The organism is Pseudomonas sp. 15A4 (assembly GCF_016925575.1).
GTDB lineage: Bacteria > Pseudomonadota > Gammaproteobacteria > Pseudomonadales > Pseudomonadaceae > Aquipseudomonas.
Genome location: NZ_CP068986.1, coordinates 2,136,496 through 2,155,710 on the forward strand (window position 1 = coordinate 2,136,496; position 19,215 = coordinate 2,155,710).

The window sequence follows — 19,215 nt, forward strand, 5'->3', positions numbered from 1 at the left end:
TTTCAAGGAGCGCACTTCATGGCTGTTGGTCTTGGTCCTTTGCCGACGCTGCACCCGGTTCCCGGTTTTGAACTTGGCATCGCTTCCGCCGGCATCAAGCGCCCGGGGCGCAAAGATGTCGTGGTCATGCGCTGCGCCGAAGGCTCCAGCGTCGCGGGTGTGTTTACACTGAACGCCTTTTGCGCGGCGCCGGTCATCGTCGCCAAGCAGCGCGTGCAGGGCACCGTGCGTTATTTGCTGACCAACACCGGCAATGCCAATGCGGGCACGGGTGAACCTGGGCTGGCCGCCGCCGAGCGGACCTGCGCGAAGCTGGCCGAGATCACCGGGGTGGAAGCCAGCGCCGTGCTGCCGTTTTCCACGGGCGTGATCGGCGAGCCATTGCCTGTCGAGAAGATCGAAGGCGCGCTGCAGGCGGCGCTGGATGATTTGTCCGTCGACAACTGGGCTGCGGCGGCCACCGGCATCATGACCACCGACACGCTGCCGAAGGGCGCGAGCCGTCAGTTCGTGCTTGATGGCGTCACCATCACCGTGACTGGCATCAGCAAAGGCGCGGGCATGATTCGTCCGAACATGGCGACCATGCTCGGTTACATCGCCACCGACGCCAAGGTGGCGCCGGGCGTGCTGCAGGACCTGATTCGCGATGGCGCCAACAAGTCGTTCAACCGCATCACCATCGATGGCGATACATCGACCAATGACTGCTGCATGCTGATCGCCACAGGCCAGGCCGACTTGCCCGCGGTAACCGAGGCCAAGGGCCCGCTGTTCGAAGCGTTGAAAAAGGCCGTATTCGAGGTGTGCATGGACGTCGCGCAAGCTATCGTCCGTGACGGCGAGGGCGCCACCAAGTTCGTGACCGTTGAAGTGAACGGCGGCGGCAATCATCAGGAATGCCTGGACGTGGGTTACACCGTCGCGCATTCGCCGCTGATCAAAACCGCGCTGTTTGCATCAGACCCGAACTGGGGCCGAATCCTGGCGGCCGTGGGTCGCGCAGGCGTGCCGAACCTCGACGTCAGCAAAATCGACGTGTTTTTGGGTGACGTCTGCATCGCCAGCAAGGGCGCTCGGGCCAGCACCTACACTGAAGAGCAAGGCTCGCTGGTGATGGCGCAGGAAGAAATCACCATCCGCATCGAGCTGGGCCGTGGCGACTGCAGTGAAACCATCTGGACCACCGACCTGTCGCACGAGTACGTGAAGATCAACGCGGAATACCGCACCTGAGTCACGAGCGAGTCCACCGGTTTCAACGGAGCCAAGACATGAGCCTGCACCTGATCATCGGCGACAAACGTTATTCCTCCTGGTCGCTGCGCCCGTGGCTGGCGCTTGCGCTGACCGGTGAGGCGTTCACCGATCAGGTGATTCGCCTGAATCAGGCGGACACCACGCGCCTGATCCTCGAGCATTCGCCGACCGGTAAAGTCCCTGCGCTGAAGTGCGAGCACGGCACCATCGTTGATTCGCTGGCGATCTGCGAGTACCTGGCGGAGCGCTTTCCGAATGCAGGATTGTGGCCGGCGGACGTTGCCGCCCGCGCTCAGGCTCGGTCGGCGTGCGCGCAGATGCACAGCGGTTTCGTCGGTCTGCGCTCTCGTTTGCCGATGGACTTGCGTCAGGACGAGGCGCTGGAGGTCATCGCGGTCGAAGCTCAGGCCGATATCGACCGCATGATTGCGCTGTGGCGTGAATGCCGCGCGGTGTCGGGTGTGAAGGAGGGCTTCCTGTTCGGCACGCCGGGCATCGTCGATGCGTTCTTCACACCGGTCGCCGTGCGATTTCGCACCTATCGCGTCGCGCTGCCAGCGGACGCGGCCGCCTACGTCGAAACGATTTATCAGTGGCCTGCGTTCAAGCGCTGGCAGCAGGCGGGTCTGGAGGAAGGTTGAACGTGAAACGCATCCATGTGGCCGCGGCGGTTATTCGTGGCACCGACGGCAAGATCCTCATCGCACGCCGCGCCGACAAACAGCATCAAGGCGGTTTGTGGGAGTTTCCTGGCGGCAAGGTCGAACCTGATGAATCGGTCGAAGCCGCGCTGTCCCGCGAACTCAACGAAGAGCTAGGCATCGTCGTGACGGCAGCGCGTCCGCTGATCAAGATCAAGCACGACTACCCGGACAAGCAGGTGTTGCTGGACGTCTGGGAAGTCTCGTCGTTCACCGGCGAACCCCACGGTGTTGAAGGGCAACCGCTGGCGTGGGTATCGCAACGGGAACTGGCCGAGTATGAATTTCCGGCCGCAAATCGGCCGATTGTGGCTGCTGCGCGTTTGCCGGGTGAGTACCTGATCACCCCGGACGATCTGGATACCCCAGAGCTGCTGCGCGGCATACGCACGGCGGTGGCTGGCGGCATCAAGCTGGTTCAGCTTCGCGCGCCGAACATGTACGACCCGAAATACCGTGACGTCGCGGTTGATGCGGTCGGGCTGTGCGCGGGCAAGGCGCAGTTGATGCTCAAGGGGCCGCGCGAGTGGCTGGGGGATTTCCCGGCGGCGGGCTGGCACCTGACCAGCGAACAGTTGCGCAAATACGCCAGCAAGGGCCGTCCGTTTCCTGAAGATCGCTGGCTGGCGGCCTCGTGTCACGACGCCGAAGAGTTGAGTCTGGCCGAGCAGATGGGCGTGGATTTCGTCACGCTCTCGCCGGTCTTGCCGACGCAAAGCCATCCTGATGCGCAGCCGCTGGGTTGGGAAAAGGCCCGCGCGTTGATCGAGGGCTTCAGCAAACCGGTTTATCTGCTCGGCGGGGTAGGGCCGACGGACCGTCAGCACGCGTGGGAATCTGGCGCGCAGGGTGTGGCCGGAATTCGCGCGTTCTGGCCGCAGGGCTGATCAATACCTTATCGATATACAAGCCAGCAAGCCGCCTCTCATCGCACCAAGCAACGGCACAGATGTACCGGCTGGCAAAGAACTTGTGGGAGCGAGCTTGCTCGCGAAGAGTCCTGTACAGCTACTAGATATCTAGTGGCTGAAATGCAGTCTTTGTGAGCAAGGTGGAGCGCCACCCCGGTCACTCCCACAGGTTCCGCGCTTGCCAGCTGATGAGCGGCGTATCAGCAGCGCGGTACAGTCTGCCTGCTCCCTACCCAATCACTGCGGTTTCTTCGCAGGCTCCCACAAAATCTCCGCCACGCCCTCACGCCGGGCAATGATCCGCGCTGCGACAAACAGCAGATCCGACAGCCGATTGATGTACGCCAGACCAACCCCGGCCAGTGGCTCGACCGCGTTGAGGTGCTGACAACGCCGCTCCGCCGTGCGCGCAAGGCTCCGGCAAACGTGGGCCTGGGCAATCAGCGTCGAGCCACCCGGCAAGATGAAATTCTCCAGCGGTCCCAGTTCTTCATTCCAGTGATCGATCGCCGCTTCCAGGCGCTCGATCTCTGCTGCATTCAGCGCCTTGTATTCCGGCATCGCCAGCTCGCCGCCCAGGTCGAACAAGCGATGCTGACACGGCGCCAACACGTCGATGACTTCCTGCAACGCCGGATGAGTTGCCACTCCCGCCGTAAGCCCCGCCAGCAGCACGCCGACCTGGCTGTTCAGTGTGTCGACTTCCCCGATGGCCTCGACCCGCGGGTGATCCTTCGGCACTCGGCGACCATCGCCCAAACCCGTTTCGCCGGTGTCACCCGTGCGCGTGTAAATTTTCGACAAGCGAAATCCCATGGCTCTACTCCCGGTCGTTCTGACCAATGACCTGTGGTGCAGGCATATCTATCGAATTGTCCACCAGCGGCAGGCGCAAGGTGAAACAGGTGCCTTGGCCGAGGGTGGAATGCACTTCCATCTGGCCCTTGTGATTGTTGGTGATGATGAAATACGACACCGACAGACCGAGGCCCGTGCCCTGGCCGATTTCCTTGGTGGTGAAAAACGGCTCGAAGGTGCGCTTGCGCACGCTTTCCGGCATGCCGATACCGTTGTCCTCGACCTGAATTTCCGCCCAGGGCGGGTTCAGGCGCGTGCGCAAAATAATGCGCCCCGGCTCGCCGGGATTTTCGCGCTGGTGAATGGCCTGAGCAGCGTTCTTCAGCAGGTTAAGCAGCACCTGCTCCAGCTCGTTGGCCGTCGCAGGCACCGGGCCCAGATCAGGATCGAACTGGCGAATGATGTTCTGGCCCTTGAAGTCAAAACCGATGGTCAGGTCAAAGTCGTTGCTGGCGATCTCCACCGCTTGATCGATCAGTGCCGGCAGATCACACGGCGCCAACTGACGGTTGCTGCGGCGGCTGAAGCTGAGCATGTGGCTGACGATCTTTGCCGCCCGCGCCCCGGCTGACTGGATGCCGTCCAGCAACTGCGGTACTTCGCGCGCGATCAGGTATTGGTTCACCGCCGCCAGCTCGATGCCTTCCTGCTGGGCCTGCTCGAGATTCTTCGGCAAATCGGGCGACAGCCGACGGCGGATGTTTTGCACGTTGTGCATGATCGCCCCGAGGGGGTTGTTGATTTCATGGGCCATGCCGGCGGCGAGCCCACCCACCGAGAGCATTTTCTCCGACTGAACCATCATTTCCTCCAGCGACAGGCGCTGGGTGATGTCATCGATGCGGATCACCGCGCCACGGCCGGCATCGCCGGTCAGGGGATAGAAGGTGAGGGCGTAATGGCGCGACTCTTCGCCTTTGACCCAAGTCACGCGCTCGATTTTGGTGACGGTGTGGCGTTCGACGGTCTGTTTGATCTGCGGCAAAAACGCGCGCATCGGCGGGAACGCCGAGTAAATCGGCTGGTTCAGCGCTTCGTCCAGTGGCGTACCGGACAGGGCGCCGGCCTCCTGATTCCACTGGGTAACGTACAGCTGCTCGTCCAGGGCGATCAGCGCCGACGGCATGGAGTCGATGATGCTGTTGAGGTAGTTCTGAAAGCCCGTGAGCTTCTTCTCGATCTTGCTGCGCACCTGAACTTCAAGCTCCAGCTTGCGGTTGGTGTGACGGGTTTCTTCCGCCAGACCCTGCGCCTGATCGTAGGCGTCCTGGGATTCATCGCGGGCGCGCCTGAGCTGCTGCTCACGGGCTTCCATGCGCGAGAGCATGGTGTTGAACGCCTCGGCCAGCGAGCCGATTTCGTCCTTGTTGCCGGGCGTCGCCCGCAGCGCGTAGTTCTCCTCGCGGGTAACCCGCCGCGACAGGTCTTCCAACTGGTAGATCGGCTCGGTGATAAAGCGCCGAATCTGCCGGGCCACACCGGCCCACAGCAGGATGCTGAAAATCAGGATGCCAAGGCTGGCGGTCAACGTGCCGGTGTAGAACGCCGTCGGCAATTCGCTGCTGGCGACAAGCAACAGATGACCCTGCGCCTGTCCGGCTTTGGGAATGGGGATGACCTGAGTGTTGCGAAACTCGGTAATGCGCCAGCTCTCCAGATCCCGGTAGTGGTCGGGCATGCGCAGCTTGTTGCCCTGCTGCATCTGCGCCAGACGCGTACCGCTGCTGTCGTACACCGCCGCCGCCCGTAACGGGCCGTAGTTTTTCAGTTCACTGAGCAACGTCTGGGCGTTGGAGGTCGAAGACAGAGCGTGCTCGGACAGGCCGGGATTGCTGATCAGCCGACCGATCGTCTGCAAAGCTTGGGGCGCCATCGCTTCCTGGGAAATGTAATAGGCGGCGCTGATAAACGTCAGGTTGGCGACCACCAGCACGGTGGTGAGCAGTACGAGCAGGGCGGCCAGGAGCTTTTGACCGACCGGCAGGTTTTCGAGGCGCTGGCGCAATGGCATGGGGCAGGTCACCGGAATGAGGAGCGGGCAGGTTAGCGCTGTTCAGCCGTTGAGCAAACCGTCAGTCGCTGGGCAGGCCGCGGGCGTTGAGGTGTTCGATCAGGCGCAGGCGAAACTGGTTCAGCATCGGCGCAGGACAATCGAGGGCAGCCGCCGTGGCGCAGGCATGCCCGAGCAGGTAGCGGATCTCGGTACGACGGCCTTGAGCAACGTCCTGATACATCGAGGAATAATTACCGGCGGTGGCGGCAATCACCTGCTGCACCTGATCCAGCAACCCTTCAGCCGCGCCGGGCTGACCACAGCCGTGCAACACGTGGCCGAGCTCAACGCACAGCGCCGTTACTTCTTCTGCATGAGCCTGGAGCTCTCCGTTGCGGCATTGATGCAACACGGTCAGCGGGTTGATGGCGCAGTTGAGCGCGAGTTTGCGCCAGAGGCGTTCGGCGATGTCAGCGGTCCACTGATGGGGGATGCCCGCCTGCGTGAGCTCGTCCAGCCAGGCCGGCGCCGCGCCTTGCTGCGTGTCGCCCAGCCAGTTGGAGCCCTGTCCGGCAAATACCACGCTCCAGTCTTCATCGCGGTAGGCGCCTTCGGTGCTGGAGACAAAAATGCAGCGTGCCTCAGGAATCATCGCGGCCACGGCGTCCTGGCTGCCGAGACCATTTTGCAGGAGCAAGACATCAGCCCTGTCGGTCAGGCGACGGGCGACGGCTGCAACCGCGCGTTCAGCGTCGTAGGCCTTGCACGCCACCAACAGACGCTGGATCGGTTCATCGGCGCTGACCGTCTGCGCCGGGATAGCAAACCTCTGACGCTGACCGTTTTCGTTGAGCGCCAGACAGGCTTGCGCATCGTAGGCCGCCAGTCGGGCCTCGTCGCGCACGATTAACCGCACCGGCAGACCCGCCCGGGCCAGTCGAGTGGCCCACAGACTGCCCAAGCTGCCTGCGCCCAGAACGTGCCAGCACACGGATTTCAAAATAAATGACGCCCGGCGACGAAGATCTCAGTGCGCGGGGAAAACGAAATCAACATCGCAGGCTCACATGAACGTGGGAAAAGTCTCGTTATAATGACCGGGCTTTCATACCGTCAAGTCAGGCGTGCTCCATCCACATGTTGAGCCGCGCCGTATCAATTGGAGAATCTACATGCCCTCGTTCGACGTAGTGTCCGAACTGGATAAACACGAAGTCACGAATGCCGTCGACAACGCGATCAAGGAGCTGGACCGCCGCTACGACCTCAAAGGCAAAGGCAGCTTCGAGTTCACGGAAAAAGACCTGCTGATCAAGATGACCGCCGAAGAAGGGTTTCAGCTCGAAGCCATGATCGAGATCCTCAAGCTGGCCCTGGTCAAGCGCAAGATCGATGTGCAGTGCCTGGAACTGAAAGATCCCTTCGCGTCCGGCAAGGTCATGAAGCAGGAGGCCACGCTCAAGGAAGGCATCGACAAGGAGCTGGCGAAGAAGATTGTTGCTCACATCAAGGAAGCCAAGCTCAAGGTTCAGGCTGCCATTCAGGGTGAGCAAGTGCGCGTCACCGGCAAGAAGCGTGACGACCTGCAAGAAGCGATCGCTGCGCTGCGTGGTCACGAGTTCGGCATGCCGCTGCAATTCAACAACTTCCGCGACTGATTGCCTCGCGATTTGCCCTGCGATTTCATGTTGGCTCAGGAACCCGAGGGGTTCCTGTGCGTCCGAATGCAGGTCTCGCTGAAATAACGGGCCCACTCGGCGCCGTTGCTTCAGCCTTCCATGTCGCGACCCCGAGGAGAAATAGATGGACTTGGATTTAAACAGCCAGGTAGACCATCTGGTGAAAGCGTCTCAGGCCTGGATCCCGATGGTCATGCAATACGGCAGCAAAGTGCTGCTGGCAGTGGTGGTCCTGCTGGTCGGCTGGTGGCTGATCAACAGACTGACTTCCCGCGTGGGCGCGTTGTTGGCGCTGCGCCACGTCGACCTGGCGTTGCAGGGCTTTATCAGCAGCATCACCAACATCATTCTGAAGATCCTGTTGATCGTCAGTGTCGCCTCGATGATCGGGGTAGAAACCACTTCATTCGTTGCCGCGATCGGTGCGGCGGGTCTGGCGATCGGCCTGGCGTTGCAAGGCAGTCTGGCGAACTTCGCCGGCGGCGTTCTGATTCTGCTGTTCCGTCCATTCCGCATTGGCGACTGGATCGAAGCCCAAGGCGTATCCGGCACCGTGGACGGGATTCAGATCTTCCACACCGTGCTGCGCACCGGCGACAACAAAACGGTGATCCTGCCCAACGGCAACCTGTCCAACGGGATCATTACCAACACCAACCGCCAGCCAACGCGCAAGATCACCTTCGACGTGGGCATCGACTACGACGCCGACCTCAAGCAGGCGCTGCAAGTGCTGATGGACATGGCGGACGATCCGCGCATCTTGCAGGACCCGGCGCCACAGGCGGTGGTCGCGGCACTGGGCGACAGCTCAATTACCGTGTCACTCCGTGTGTGGACCAAGACCGGTGACTTCGGTGACGTGTCGAACCGCTTCAACGCGGAAATCCGCGACCGTCTGCGCGCGGCCAACATCGACATCCCCTTCCCGCAGCGGGTGATTCGTGTGGTGCAGGACGAGCAGCCCACGAAGGTGTAACGCTCGACCGCAGAAAGCGAAAAGCCCCGACTCGTGAGAGTGCGGGGCTTTTTGTTGAGTGGGCCACGGGAGCGTGCACGTCAAACATGGCGACACTGCGGATCGTGAACGCGGACGACAACTTGTGGGAGCGAGCTTGCTCGCGAAGGGGCCGGAGCATACGAAGCATCTTTAGCGGTCGGGCTAGAGTCTTCGTGAGCAAGCTCACTCCCACATTTACGGAGTATCCTGCGCGATCGCACATGGTCCGAACGATAAGCGCTGCCTAGAGCACCGAGTCCACAGGCTTGGCCGGCTCTTCGCCTTCTGCCGCTTCTTCCCGTGCTTCCCGGCGGGCTTCCTGCGCCCAGTGCAGGGCGATCATGAACAACGTCGGCACGCCCATCAGCGCGGTCGCCAGGAAGAAGTTGTGATACCCCAGCTTCTCCACCATGACCCCGGAATAGCCGCCGATCAGACGCGGCAACAGCAGCATGATTGAGCTCAGCAGCGCGTATTGGGTGGCCGAAAACTTGAGGTTGGTCAGGCTCGACAGGTAGGCCACGAACGCGGATGTCGCGAGTCCCGAGCTGAAGTTGTCCAGCGAGATCGTGACGATCAGCATCTTCAGGTTTGGGCCCATGTCGGCCAGCATCAGGAACAGCAGGTTGGTGGCTGCCGACGTGATACCGCCGATGAACAGGATCGGCAGAATGCCGAAACGCACGATCGCCAGGCCGCCGAACGCCGCGCCGGCCAGCGTCATCACCAGACCGAAGATCTTGCTGACGCTGGCAATCTGATCCTTGGTGAAGCCCTGGTCGATGTAAAACACGTTTGCCATTACGCCCATGACCGTGTCGGACATGCGATACGTGGCGATCAGCCCCAGCAGCAAAAAGGCCTGCCAGCGATAACGCAGAATGAAGTCGTTGATCGGCGTCAGCACCGGCGCCAGGCCGCGTCGGCCCATGGACGACAGGCAGGCCACGGTCAGCAGCGTGTAAAGGATCGCGCGCAAAAAGGCGCGGTCTTCCATCAGCAGGTCTTTCCAGGTGGTGCCCTGAAACAGCACGCTGGCGAAATCGGTGTTGTACAGCTGCGTGAACATCGCGGGCACCGAGACCAGCAGAATGATCAGTACGAACACCGAGGCCAGCTGATGAGCGAAGCCATAACGCACGGCCGACAACTGCGTGCGGATCGGCACGGACGGTTCACGCATGATCAGGCTGGTGATCAGCGCAGGCACCATGAGCAAGCCGAACAGCACATAGGTGCCGGCCCAGGCCGAGTGTTTGTAGGCAAAGCCGGTCGAACCGAAGCCTTCGGCGAAGTACAGCGCGCCGGCAGTGGCGAGGAGGGCGGCGACGCGGTAACCCGCCATGTAGCTGGCGGCAAGGGTCGCTTGCTGGCTGTCGCTGGCGATTTCCAGGCGGTAGGCGTCGATGGCGATGTCTTGGGTCGCCGAGGAGAACGCGACCAGCACGGCAATCGCGATCAGCCACGACAGGTGCTGCTGCGGATCACAGAAGCCCATGCCGATCAGGCCCAGGGTCACCAGCGATTGCGAGAGCACCAGCCACGAGCGCCGTCGGCCGAGCCGGCCCAACAAAGGCAGGCTCCATTGATCGAGCAGCGGCGACCAGACCCACTTAAAGGCATAGGCCAGACCGATCAGACTGGCGTAGCCAATGGTTTCACGCGCGACGCCGGCTTCACGCAGCCAGACCGACAGCGTGGAAAACACCAACATGTAGGGCATGCCCGCGGCAAAGCCGAGCAACAGGAGCACAAACGTAGAGGGGCTGGCATATGCGGCGAGCGCGGCGCGCCAGGTTTTGCGGGGCATGGGCTGGAATCTGCCTCAGGTTACGTAAACAAAGCGCGCACTCTAACCGTTGTGCTCTGTCGGGCGCCAGCCATGACGCTGCATATCCACACGATTGTTACGGATGGTCACGCCCTCGGCCCGCAACCGTGCCCGTTGCTCCTCGCCCGACACGGTTCCGGGCGCCAGGCTGATGCGCCCGCCAGCGCCGATTACGCGATGCCAGGGCAAACTGCTGCCGTCCGGCAATTGACTCAGCGCTCTGCCAACGAAGCGTGCCGCTCGTCCCAAACCGGCCAGCTCGGCCAGTTGGCCATAACTGACCACTTTGCCCTCCGGGACTTGATGCAACGTAAGGTATAACGCCGTGCGCCGTGCCTCTGCGGGAGAGAGACCGTTCGGGTCGCCGTGCGCGGGAGATTGTTCGATCACGCATTCGTTCCTGTAAAAGGGATGAACGGGAATTTTCGATAAGGAACTTGGGAAATTTCTTACTGTCAGTGTTACCTGTGTCGGCGGTCTGCCGATTGCCACGACGTTATCCATCCGGATAATGCCCGATTTCCCGCGAACCAGAGCCTTGTCGTTGCTTATGTTGTCCAGAACCCTGTTGTGCGTTGCGTTTGCCAGTGCCTCTACTCCATTGCTCGCTGACACCGTCTGGTTGAAGAACGGTGACAAGCTGACGGGGACTATCAAGGTCTTCGACGGCGGCAAGCTGCTGCTCAATACCAAATATGCAGGCGACATCCCGCTGGACTGGAAGGAAATCAAAACGCTGGAAAGTGACCAGCACCTCCTGGTAAAGCAGGACGCCACTACAGGCGAGATCTCCAAATCGCTGCAGCCGGCCGAAGACGGCAAGGTCACCCTGGCCAACGGCGATGCGCCGAAGACGGTTGAGCTGGCAAGCATTCAGCAGATCATGAAGCCCAAGCCGGTGGTCACCGATCTGGTGTGGAAGGGCAATATCGATGCGGCGCTCGACTTCCAGCGCGCCGAGAACGACACCGACGATTACAACATCGCCTTCAAAACCTCCGCGACCCACGGCCAGTGGCGCCACAACGCCAAGGGCGAGTACAACCGCGAGTCGCAGGACAGCCTGACCACCACCAACAACTGGGACGCCGAGTACTCGGTCGACCGGTTCTTTACGGACAAATGGTTCTGGGACGGTCGCATTACCTACAAGCGTGACACCATTGAAGACCTGGCCCGTCAGCGCACGGTCGGTACCGGTCCGGGCTACCAGTTCTGGGACGACGAACTGGGCGCATTCAAAGTCGGCGCGCTGCTTAACCGCACCGATTTCGAATACTCCAACGGCGAGAAGGACAACTTCTACTCCGTTTCCGGCACCTGGGACTACAACCGTTACCTGATCGGCAAGAAGGTCGAGTTCTTCACCAACGGTGAAGTCGGCAAGCCTATCAGTGGCGTGGCTGACTATAGCCTCGAGACGGAAGTGGGCCTGCGCTACAAAGTCACTGAATGGGCGTCGCTCAATCTCAAAGCCGAGAAGGACATCATCAGCGGTTCCGACAACGGCGATCTGGACAAGACCCGCTATACCGCCGGTTTCGGTGTGGCCTGGTAACGTCTTCTCTATAACGGCTGCGCGCGCATAAACGGCATCCCGATTCGCGCGCCGGCCGGTTTCATCTTCCACGCGTATTCTTTTACGCGAACCCTCCGTAAAATCGTCACTCCCGCTCAATCTGGCACCTTCCACCGATAACGCTTATCGTGTGGCATGCGTCGCCGTCAGCTGCTTCGCGTCCCTCAGGCCCTTCGTTTTACTCTTCAGGAGCCCCATATGAGCGCCAGCGCCAACCGGCAAGCCCGTACCTTGCTGCTCAAGGAATACCGTGGCGTGTTGTCGACCCATTCCAAGTCGATGCCCGGTTACCCGTTTGGCTCGGTGGTGCCCTACTGTCTGGACGATCAAGGCCGTCCGCTGATCCTTATCAGCCGCATCGCACAGCACACCCACAACCTGCAACTCGACGCCAAGTGTTCTTTATTGGTGGGCGAGCGCGGCGCCGAGGATGTGCAAGCGGTGGGGCGCGTCACGCTGATGGCCGAGGCTGAAAAAATCATCGACCATGCCCAGGTTGAAGCCGCCGCTCAGCGTTACTACCGTTATTTCCCGGAATCCGAGAGTTACCACAGCGCCCACGATTTCGATTTCTGGGTGCTGAAGCCGGTGCGCTATCGCTTCATCGGCGGGTTCGGCGCGATCCACTGGCTGGACGACGCAGCGCTGGCCAATCCCTTCGCTGGCGCTGCCGAGATCAGCATGGTCGAGCACATGAATGCCGACCACGCCAAAGCCATCACTCACTACGTCGAACTGGCCGGTTTACCGAAGACTGAACTCGCTACGCTGGTGGGCATCGACAGCGAGGGCATGCACCTGCGGGTGGGCCAGGGTCTGTACTGGCTGGCCTTCGCAGAGCCCTGTAATACGCCGACACAAGTCCGCCAAGCCTTGACTCAGCTGGCTCACGCTGAAAAATGGCCCACACTTGAACAGGCCGAGGCTTGAATTAACGACTTTGCGACGTCACGTAAGGTCTACTGGAAGCCTTCTTCCGTCTAGGAACTCACTTTGATGCGCGTTTTTCTTCTGCTTTTATTGCTTTTTCCGGTGCTCGAATTGTTCGTGCTGGTGAAAGTCGGGATGTCGATCGGCTTTCTGCCGACCTTCCTGCTGGTCGTTGCCGGGTCGATGCTCGGTGTTTTCGTGGTGCGGATCGCCGGTGTGGCCACCGCGTTGAGCGCCCGACAGAGTCTGGCCCGTGGCGAACTGCCCGCTCAGCAGATGCTCGATGGTTTGATGATGACCATCGGCGGTGGCTTGCTCGTGCTGCCTGGCTTCATCAGTGATGTGCTGGGCCTGCTTTTCCTGATGCCTTTTACCCGTCGCCTGATCGTCGGCAAGGTGCGCAACCGTGCCGAGGCCCAGGCCGCGCGCCAGCGTGCGTTTGCCGAAAATATGCACGCGGCAAATTCGGCGGGTCCCATGCACCCCGGGACTGCCCGTCCTGAAGCACGTCGCCCTGAAGTCATTGAGGGTGAGGTGATCGAAGGCGAATACGAGCCGCTGGATAAAAAGTAATTCAGCGCCACCACGACACGGCACCTGCGGGTGCCGTGTTCGTTTTTGCGACCGCCATTCATGCAAAAAATTTCTACGGTCAGCCTTGAATTCGGCTTGCTCGCCCTTATGTATGGGTCACCGCAAGGTTTCTGGCGCGTTTCGTCAGACCGTATTCTGCGGTTCGCTCGCGAACCGTAACCGGCAAGCCCGGATGTTTTAACCCGCCGGTGTCCGCACCGGGCGTTTAAAAACCATAATTAGGAGATCGACAATGAAGCTTCGTCCTCTGCATGACCGCGTCGTAATCCGTCGCAGCGAAGAAGAAACAAAAACTGCTGGCGGTATCGTGCTGCCTGGTTCGGCTGCTGAAAAACCTAACCGTGGCGAAATCCTCGCCGTCGGTAACGGTCGCATCCTGGACAACGGCGAAGTACGCGCGCTGGCCGTGAAAGTGGGTGACAAAGTGGTGTTTGGCCCTTACTCCGGCAGCAACACTGTGAAAGTAGACGGCGAAGACCTGCTGGTGATGAGCGAGAACGAAATCCTCGCGGTCGTCGAAGGCTGAGTTGATACCCCATTTCCCGTTACTACAAAGTATTTAAGGAATAACGATCATGGCTGCTAAAGAAGTTAAGTTCGGCGATGCTGGCCGTAAAAAAATGCTGGCTGGTGTCAACGTCCTGGCCGACGCAGTAAAAGCAACCCTGGGCCCAAAAGGCCGTAACGTCATCATCGAAAAAAGCTTCGGCGCTCCGCTGATCACCAAAGACGGTGTGTCCGTAGCCAAAGAAATCGAGCTGAAAGACCGTTTTGAAAACATGGGCGCGCAGCTGGTCAAAGACGTTGCTTCCCGTGCAAACGATGATGCTGGCGACGGCACCACCACGGCTACCGTTCTGGCTCAAGCCATCGTCAACGAAGGCCTGAAAGCCGTCGCTGCCGGCATGAACCCGATGGACCTGAAGCGCGGCATCGACAAGGCGACCATCGCCATTGTTGCCGAGCTGAAGAAGCTGTCCAAGCCTTGCACCGACTCCAAGGCCATTGCCCAGGTCGGTACTATCTCGGCGAACTCCGACAACTCCATCGGCGACATCATTGCCGAAGCAATGGACCGTGTAACCAAAGACGGCGTTATCACCGTTGAAGAAGGTTCGGGTCTGGAAAACGAGCTGTCTGTTGTTGAAGGCATGCAGTTTGACCGTGGTTACCTGTCCCCGTACTTCATCAACAAGCCGGACACCATGGTTGCCGAGCTGGACAGCCCGCTGTTGCTGCTGGTTGACAAGAAGATCTCCAACATTCGCGAAATGCTGCCTGTTCTGGAAGCCGTTGCGAAAGCTGGCCGTCCTCTGCTGATCGTCGCTGAAGACGTTGAAGGCGAAGCGCTGGCGACTCTGGTCGTGAACAACATGCGCGGCATCGTTAAAGTTGCAGCGGTCAAGGCCCCTGGCTTCGGCGACCGTCGCAAGGCCATGCTGCAGGACATCGCTGTTCTGACGGGCGGTACCGTTATTTCGGAAGAGATCGGCCTGAGCCTGGAAACCGCTACCCTGGAACACCTGGGTAACGCCAAGCGCGTTGTGCTGAACAAAGAAAACACCACAATCATCGACGGTGCCGGCGTTCGTGGCGACATCGACGGTCGTATCGCGCAGATCCGTCAGCAGATCGGCGACACGTCTTCGGACTACGACAAAGAGAAGCTGCAAGAGCGTCTGGCCAAGCTGTCGGGCGGCGTTGCAGTGATCAAGGTCGGTGCTGGTTCCGAAGTTGAAATGAAAGAGAAGAAAGCCCGCGTTGAAGACGCCCTGCACGCAACCCGTGCAGCCGTTGAAGAAGGCGTGGTGCCTGGCGGTGGTGTTGCGCTGGTTCGTTCGCTGCAGGCGATTTCCGAACTGCGTGGCGACAATGCTGATCAGAACGTCGGTATCGCGCTGCTGCGTCGTGCTGTTGAAGCACCTCTGCGTCAGATCGTGGCTAACTCGGGCGACGAGCCTAGCGTTGTGGTCGACAAGGTCAAGCAGGGTACCGGTAACTACGGTTACAACGCTGCGAGCGGCGAGTACGGCGACATGATCGAGATGGGTATTCTCGATCCGGCCAAGGTGACTCGCTCTGCTCTGCAGGCTGCTTCGTCGATCGCCAGTCTGATGATCACCACTGAGGCGATGATTGCTGATGTGGCTGATGAGAAGGCTGCGGGTGGCGGTATGCCTGACATGGGCGGCATGGGTGGTATGGGCGGCATGATGTAAGCCAGCCGTACCCCGATGTAGAAAAACCCCGCTTAGGCGGGGTTTTTTTATGGGTGCTTTTCTTTCTTCAGTGGGACCGGCTTCAGCCGGGAAATGCGCGGTGATGCTGATGGGGGTCTGCCTAACGGCAGACATTTCGCCTTCGGCGAGTTACTTGGAAAAGCACCCCAAGTAACCAAGGGTGCTTGCTCCTGGTTTGGCCCCTCGTACCTCGGGGTTCCTTCACTCCGGTCTCGCTCCGTGGGCCCGCGCCGAACGGGCATCCATGCCCTGACGGCGCTCTCGCCGCATCCATGCGGCTCGGCCCACTCCACGAGACCTGCGTTCAGCCTGCACCCAAGTCGCGTTTGGCGGTGACTGGACCTCCTGTGTACGAAGATCAAAAGCAGATCAAAGGCAGATGCAGATCAACGGCTTCCCGGCTAAAGCCGGTCCTACAGGCAGAGGCAATCCCACGGGATGCACGCGGTCTCCTTGTAGGACCGGCTTTAGCCGGGAAGAGGCCAGCTTGTGGATTTAAAGGGGACTGATTTATTTACAGCGCTTTTCCGTAAATTAATCTGTCCCCGGTCGAGCCATCACCCCGAAACGACTTCTCCATTCACCACCACATCCTTCTTCTTCGCCGGTCGGTACAGCACGAAGTAATACGCCCCCAAACACAACAGCCAGCAAAACACAGCTGTCCAGATATTGTGGGAGAAGAAGTGCGCCCCTTGAAGCATTCGGCCGATGGAGAAGACGGTGCCCAATCCTGCCGCGAAGATCAGGCCGGCTTTGGCGAGGCGGGGTTTGCGGTCGCGGAAGACGAAGAACAGGGCGAAGAGTGTGAAGCCGGTCGCGGCATGACCGCCGGGCCAGCAGCGGCCGGGTTTGTCGGTTGGGGGCCGGGGGCTGAGGAGTTCGCTGTAGGTTTCCTGGCCGCCGAACTCTTTCAGGCTCCACGGACATTGCACCGATGTCACGACTTTCACCGGCGTCACGAAGCTGGTCGATAACGCCATCGACAGCACCATGCAGCCCAGTTCACGTTTCCAGGGTTTGAGCAGGCTGACGAAGAACGAGGCGATGAAACTGGCAAAGGACAACACCCCGATGGCGATCACGGCCTGTTTGGCGCGGTCGTGCAGGACGTCTTCAAGGAAGAAACTGTGCCGCCCGATGAATTCGCCCGCCGCTGGGTCGTAGGCCAGTTTCGCGATGTCCATGTCCAGCGAAGTCAATTCAAGCAATATCAGAACGACAGCGGTCACCGCCGGGATGCCCAGGTAAACCCAAAAGTTGATCGGACGTGAAGCGGGCCGTTCAAGTGCGTGTGACATGGCGAATCCCGTGTAGTGGGCGAGGGGAGAGCGGGGGCGTATTGAGCCAGAGCGGTGCGAAGTCTGAGCAGAATGCTGTCGCGGCGCCGTGAACCGCGAGTGAAAAAAACGTTATGCACGGCGGTGCTGGCCCTCGAGCGCGCATCGCCGTAAGCTGCCGCCAACTCAGACCTTGTTGAGCGGCATCCCACGCCGTGTCCCGGGTCTCGCCACACCGCATAGGGAGACACGCGCCATGAGAATTCTGCTGGTTGAAGACAACCGCGACATCCTGGCAAACCTCGCCGATTACCTCGGTTTGAAGGGTTATACCGTTGACTGCGCGCAAGACGGTCTGTCCGGCCTGCACCTGGCGGCCACCGAGCATTACGACTTGATCGTGCTCGATATCATGCTGCCCGGCATCGACGGCTACACCCTGTGCAAGCGCCTGCGTGAAGACGCACGTCGCGACACGCCGGTGATCATGCTCACCGCACGCGACCAGCTTGACGACCGGCTCCAGGGGTTTCGCTCCGGCGCCGACGACTACCTGCTCAAGCCGTTCGCGCTATCGGAACTGGCGGCGCGTATTGAAGCGGTGCTGCGGCGTGCCCAGGGTGGCGGGCGCCGTACCTTGCAGGTCGCCGATCTGATCTACGACCTCGACACGCTGGAAGTGACACGTGAAGGGCGCCTGCTCAAGCTCAACCCGGTTGGGCTTAAGTTGCTCGCAGTGTTGATGCAAAAGAGCCCTCACGTCCTGCGTCGGGAAGTGCTGGAAGAGGCGCTGTGGGGCGATGATTGCCCGGACAGCGACAGCTTGCGCAGCCATGTTCACCAGTTGCGCCAAGTCATCGACAAACCATTCGCCAAGCCACTGTTGCAGACCGTCCATGGTGTCGGATACCGCCTCGCCGAGGGGCGTGATGGAGTTTAAGCAGAGCCTCGCCCAACGGATCATCATTGCCTTTGCGCTGATGAGCGCGTTGGTTGCCGGGTGCTTCGCGATGGGCATCGTCGCGACGGTGCACCTGGTCGAAGAAAAGCTGATTTCGGCAGGACTGGGCGGCGACCTGACGCGCCTGCTGCTGATGGACAGCGTCAACGACTGGAACCACCGCCCGGAGCCGGATCAGCTGTTTTACTTCAGCGGCGGTCCGGGGGATTTCGAGCTGCCAAAGGACCTGCGGCATCTTGAACCGGGCTTTCACGAAGTGTTTCGCGGGCCTTTGTCGTACCACGCCATGGTTGAGATCGTCGACGGTCGCCACTATGTCTTGCTCCAGGATCAAAGCGATTTCGAAGAGCGTGAGCGCGTGCTGTTCGCCGTCGTGCTGGTGGGCTTTGTGCTGGCATTGGCGCTGGCGATTTTCCTCGGCTGGATACTGGCGCGTCGGGTGATGGCGCCGGTGGTACGGCTGGCGCGACAGGTGCGTCATCGCGATCAGTTGCTCGGCCTCGCGCCGCCCCTGGCCCCCGACTACGCCGCCGACGAAGTGGGTGAGCTGGCGGTGGCCTTTGACGCCACGCTGGGCCGTCTCCGTGACGCGCTGACCCGCGAGCGGATGTTCACCAGTGATGTCAGCCACGAACTGCGCACGCCGTTGATGGTGCTGGCGAGTTCCTGTGAGCTGCTGCTGGAAAACCCGGCGCTTGACCAACGCGCACGGGCCCAGGTCGAGCGCGTGGCGAGGGCGTGCGAAGAAATGCGTGATCTGGTGCAGACCTTCCTGATGCTCGCCCGCACCCAGCGCGATGACCTGGCGCTTTATCCACAGCTGACCCTGCACGGCGCTGCCCAACAGCTGATCAGCCTGTGGCGCGAACCGATCGAACGCAAAGGCCTGACCCTGGAATACTTGCCCGGTGAGCCTTCCGAAACGGCTTACAACGCGACCTTTCTTTACGCCGTGATGGGCAATCTGCTGCGCAACGCGCTGCACTACACCGAGACCGGCTTTATTCGCCTGACGCTGCGCGAAGGCGGGTTCATGGTTGAGGATTCCGGCGTGGGCATTCCGGAAGAAAAACGTGAGGCGATGTTTCAGCCATTCGTGCGCGGCACCGAGCAACGGGGCGAAGGTCTGGGGCTGGGACTGTCGTTGGTGCAGCGCATCTGCGAAAACCAGGGGTGGTCGGTCAGCCTGGACACCATGGAGCCAAACGGCTGCCGGTTCAGCGTAGACATGGGTTTGCGCCCTGGCAAAGACCCCATGCGGTTGCCGTCGACAAATGTACAGCCTGTGTAAAGGTGCTGAAATGGACCTGGACATGGCCGTATGCTGGCCCTAAGTCCTTGAATAATCTCGTAACATTTGTTCACTTTTTCGGACGCTTTTTTCACATTCATCTGACC

General features: G+C 60.6%; 18 protein-coding genes. 12 read left to right on the forward strand and 6 right to left on the reverse strand.

Annotated features, from left to right (window positions below; translation table 11 throughout):
* Positions 1-18 precede the first annotated feature (18 nt).
* Genes argJ through JN403_RS09650 form a run of 3 tightly spaced genes read left to right on the forward strand, consistent with a single transcriptional unit; the run spans position 19 to position 2,848 of the window.
* Complete coding sequence (argJ, locus tag JN403_RS09640; RefSeq protein ID WP_122535944.1) at positions 19-1,236, forward strand: bifunctional glutamate N-acetyltransferase/amino-acid acetyltransferase ArgJ; 1,218 nt, start codon at positions 19-21, stop codon at positions 1,234-1,236.
* A 38-nt stretch (positions 1,237-1,274) separates the two neighbouring features.
* Entirely contained in the window at positions 1,275-1,901 is a 627-nt protein-coding gene (locus JN403_RS09645) for a glutathione S-transferase family protein (protein ID WP_205486825.1), read from the forward strand.
* Between the two features lie 2 nt (positions 1,902-1,903).
* Entirely contained in the window at positions 1,904-2,848 is a 945-nt protein-coding gene (locus JN403_RS09650) for a Nudix family hydrolase (RefSeq protein ID WP_205486826.1), read from the forward strand.
* A gap of 261 nt (positions 2,849-3,109) precedes the next feature.
* Here the strand turns inward: JN403_RS09650 and JN403_RS09655 are convergent, their stop codons facing one another.
* The 3 genes from JN403_RS09655 to JN403_RS09665 form a co-directional block, all read right to left on the reverse strand.
* Complete coding sequence (locus JN403_RS09655; protein ID WP_205486827.1) at positions 3,110-3,688, reverse strand: cob(I)yrinic acid a,c-diamide adenosyltransferase; 579 nt, start codon at positions 3,686-3,688, stop codon at positions 3,110-3,112.
* 4 nt (positions 3,689-3,692) lie between these two features.
* Positions 3,693-5,741, reverse strand: a complete 2,049-nt coding sequence (locus tag JN403_RS09660; RefSeq protein WP_205486828.1) for an ATP-binding protein — start codon at positions 5,739-5,741, stop codon at positions 3,693-3,695.
* A 61-nt stretch (positions 5,742-5,802) separates the two neighbouring features.
* Complete coding sequence (locus JN403_RS09665; RefSeq protein WP_205487282.1) at positions 5,803-6,714, reverse strand: putative 2-dehydropantoate 2-reductase; 912 nt, start codon at positions 6,712-6,714, stop codon at positions 5,803-5,805.
* Between the two features lie 181 nt (positions 6,715-6,895).
* Here JN403_RS09665 and JN403_RS09670 point away from each other — a divergent pair, with 181 nt between their 5' ends.
* Positions 6,896-7,381 carry a YajQ family cyclic di-GMP-binding protein gene (locus JN403_RS09670; RefSeq protein WP_065992166.1) on the forward strand — a complete coding sequence of 162 codons (486 nt, stop codon included), beginning with the start codon at positions 6,896-6,898 and terminating at the stop codon, positions 7,379-7,381.
* Positions 7,382-7,532: 151 nt separating this feature from the next.
* Positions 7,533-8,381 carry a mechanosensitive ion channel family protein gene (locus JN403_RS09675; RefSeq protein WP_205487283.1) on the forward strand — a complete coding sequence of 283 codons (849 nt, stop codon included), beginning with the start codon at positions 7,533-7,535 and terminating at the stop codon, positions 8,379-8,381.
* Between the two features lie 265 nt (positions 8,382-8,646).
* Here the strand turns inward: JN403_RS09675 and JN403_RS09680 are convergent, their stop codons facing one another.
* Complete coding sequence (locus JN403_RS09680; RefSeq protein WP_172609563.1) at positions 8,647-10,212, reverse strand: AmpG family muropeptide MFS transporter; 1,566 nt, start codon at positions 10,210-10,212, stop codon at positions 8,647-8,649.
* Between the two features lie 42 nt (positions 10,213-10,254).
* Positions 10,255-10,623 carry an MGMT family protein gene (locus JN403_RS09685; RefSeq protein ID WP_240356873.1) on the reverse strand — a complete coding sequence of 123 codons (369 nt, stop codon included), beginning with the start codon at positions 10,621-10,623 and terminating at the stop codon, positions 10,255-10,257.
* A gap of 160 nt (positions 10,624-10,783) precedes the next feature.
* Here JN403_RS09685 and JN403_RS09690 point away from each other — a divergent pair, with 160 nt between their 5' ends.
* From JN403_RS09690 to groL, 5 genes are all read left to right on the forward strand, one after another.
* A complete protein-coding gene (locus JN403_RS09690; RefSeq protein WP_122535949.1) occupies positions 10,784-11,791 on the forward strand; it encodes a DUF481 domain-containing protein in 1,008 nt (335 codons plus the stop codon).
* 219 nt (positions 11,792-12,010) lie between these two features.
* Positions 12,011-12,742, forward strand: coding sequence for a HugZ family protein (locus JN403_RS09695; protein ID WP_205486830.1), 732 nt, complete (start codon positions 12,011-12,013; stop codon positions 12,740-12,742).
* 66 nt (positions 12,743-12,808) lie between these two features.
* Positions 12,809-13,315 (forward strand): FxsA family protein, encoded by a 507-nt coding sequence (locus JN403_RS09700; RefSeq protein WP_205486831.1) that lies wholly within the window; start codon positions 12,809-12,811, stop codon positions 13,313-13,315.
* Between the two features lie 253 nt (positions 13,316-13,568).
* A complete protein-coding gene (locus JN403_RS09705; protein WP_037014630.1) occupies positions 13,569-13,862 on the forward strand; it encodes a co-chaperone GroES in 294 nt (97 codons plus the stop codon).
* 49 nt (positions 13,863-13,911) lie between these two features.
* On the forward strand, positions 13,912-15,555 hold the full coding sequence (gene groL / locus JN403_RS09710) for a chaperonin GroEL (protein WP_122535952.1): 1,644 nt from the start codon (positions 13,912-13,914) through the stop codon (positions 15,553-15,555).
* 578 nt (positions 15,556-16,133) lie between these two features.
* Here groL and JN403_RS09715 read toward each other — a convergent pair.
* On the reverse strand, positions 16,134-16,877 hold the full coding sequence (locus JN403_RS09715; RefSeq protein ID WP_205486832.1) for a phosphatase PAP2 family protein: 744 nt from the start codon (positions 16,875-16,877) through the stop codon (positions 16,134-16,136).
* A gap of 235 nt (positions 16,878-17,112) precedes the next feature.
* Here JN403_RS09715 and colR point away from each other — a divergent pair, with 235 nt between their 5' ends.
* Positions 17,113-17,796 (forward strand): two-component system response regulator ColR, encoded by a 684-nt coding sequence (colR, locus tag JN403_RS09720; protein ID WP_037014624.1) that lies wholly within the window; start codon positions 17,113-17,115, stop codon positions 17,794-17,796.
* Positions 17,786-19,108: a HAMP domain-containing sensor histidine kinase gene (locus tag JN403_RS09725; RefSeq protein ID WP_122535954.1), complete on the forward strand. Its 1,323-nt coding sequence runs from the start codon at positions 17,786-17,788 to the stop codon at positions 19,106-19,108. Before colR ends, JN403_RS09725 begins: the two co-directional genes overlap by 11 nt.
* Positions 19,109-19,215: the final 107 nt, after the last annotated feature.

Bases quoted from the DNA above. Each gene is read 5' to 3' on its own strand.
- argJ (WP_122535944.1), top strand. From the start codon at position 19: ATGGCTGTTGGTCTTGGTCCTTTGCCGACGCTGCACCCGGTTCCCGGT.
- JN403_RS09645 (WP_205486825.1), top strand. From the start codon at position 1,275: ATGAGCCTGCACCTGATCATCGGCGACAAACGTTATTCCTCCTGGTCG.
- JN403_RS09655 (WP_205486827.1), bottom strand. From the start codon at position 3,688: ATGGGATTTCGCTTGTCGAAAATTTACACGCGCACGGGTGACACCGGC.
- JN403_RS09660 (WP_205486828.1), bottom strand. From the start codon at position 5,741: ATGCCATTGCGCCAGCGCCTCGAAAACCTGCCGGTCGGTCAAAAGCTC.
- JN403_RS09670 (WP_065992166.1), top strand. From the start codon at position 6,896: ATGCCCTCGTTCGACGTAGTGTCCGAACTGGATAAACACGAAGTCACG.
- JN403_RS09680 (WP_172609563.1), bottom strand. From the start codon at position 10,212: ATGCCCCGCAAAACCTGGCGCGCCGCGCTCGCCGCATATGCCAGCCCC.
- JN403_RS09690 (WP_122535949.1), top strand. From the start codon at position 10,784: ATGTTGTCCAGAACCCTGTTGTGCGTTGCGTTTGCCAGTGCCTCTACT.
- JN403_RS09695 (WP_205486830.1), top strand. From the start codon at position 12,011: ATGAGCGCCAGCGCCAACCGGCAAGCCCGTACCTTGCTGCTCAAGGAA.
- JN403_RS09700 (WP_205486831.1), top strand. From the start codon at position 12,809: ATGCGCGTTTTTCTTCTGCTTTTATTGCTTTTTCCGGTGCTCGAATTG.
- JN403_RS09705 (WP_037014630.1), top strand. From the start codon at position 13,569: ATGAAGCTTCGTCCTCTGCATGACCGCGTCGTAATCCGTCGCAGCGAA.
- groL (WP_122535952.1), top strand. From the start codon at position 13,912: ATGGCTGCTAAAGAAGTTAAGTTCGGCGATGCTGGCCGTAAAAAAATG.
- JN403_RS09715 (WP_205486832.1), bottom strand. From the start codon at position 16,877: ATGTCACACGCACTTGAACGGCCCGCTTCACGTCCGATCAACTTTTGG.
- colR (WP_037014624.1), top strand. From the start codon at position 17,113: ATGAGAATTCTGCTGGTTGAAGACAACCGCGACATCCTGGCAAACCTC.
- JN403_RS09725 (WP_122535954.1), top strand. From the start codon at position 17,786: ATGGAGTTTAAGCAGAGCCTCGCCCAACGGATCATCATTGCCTTTGCG.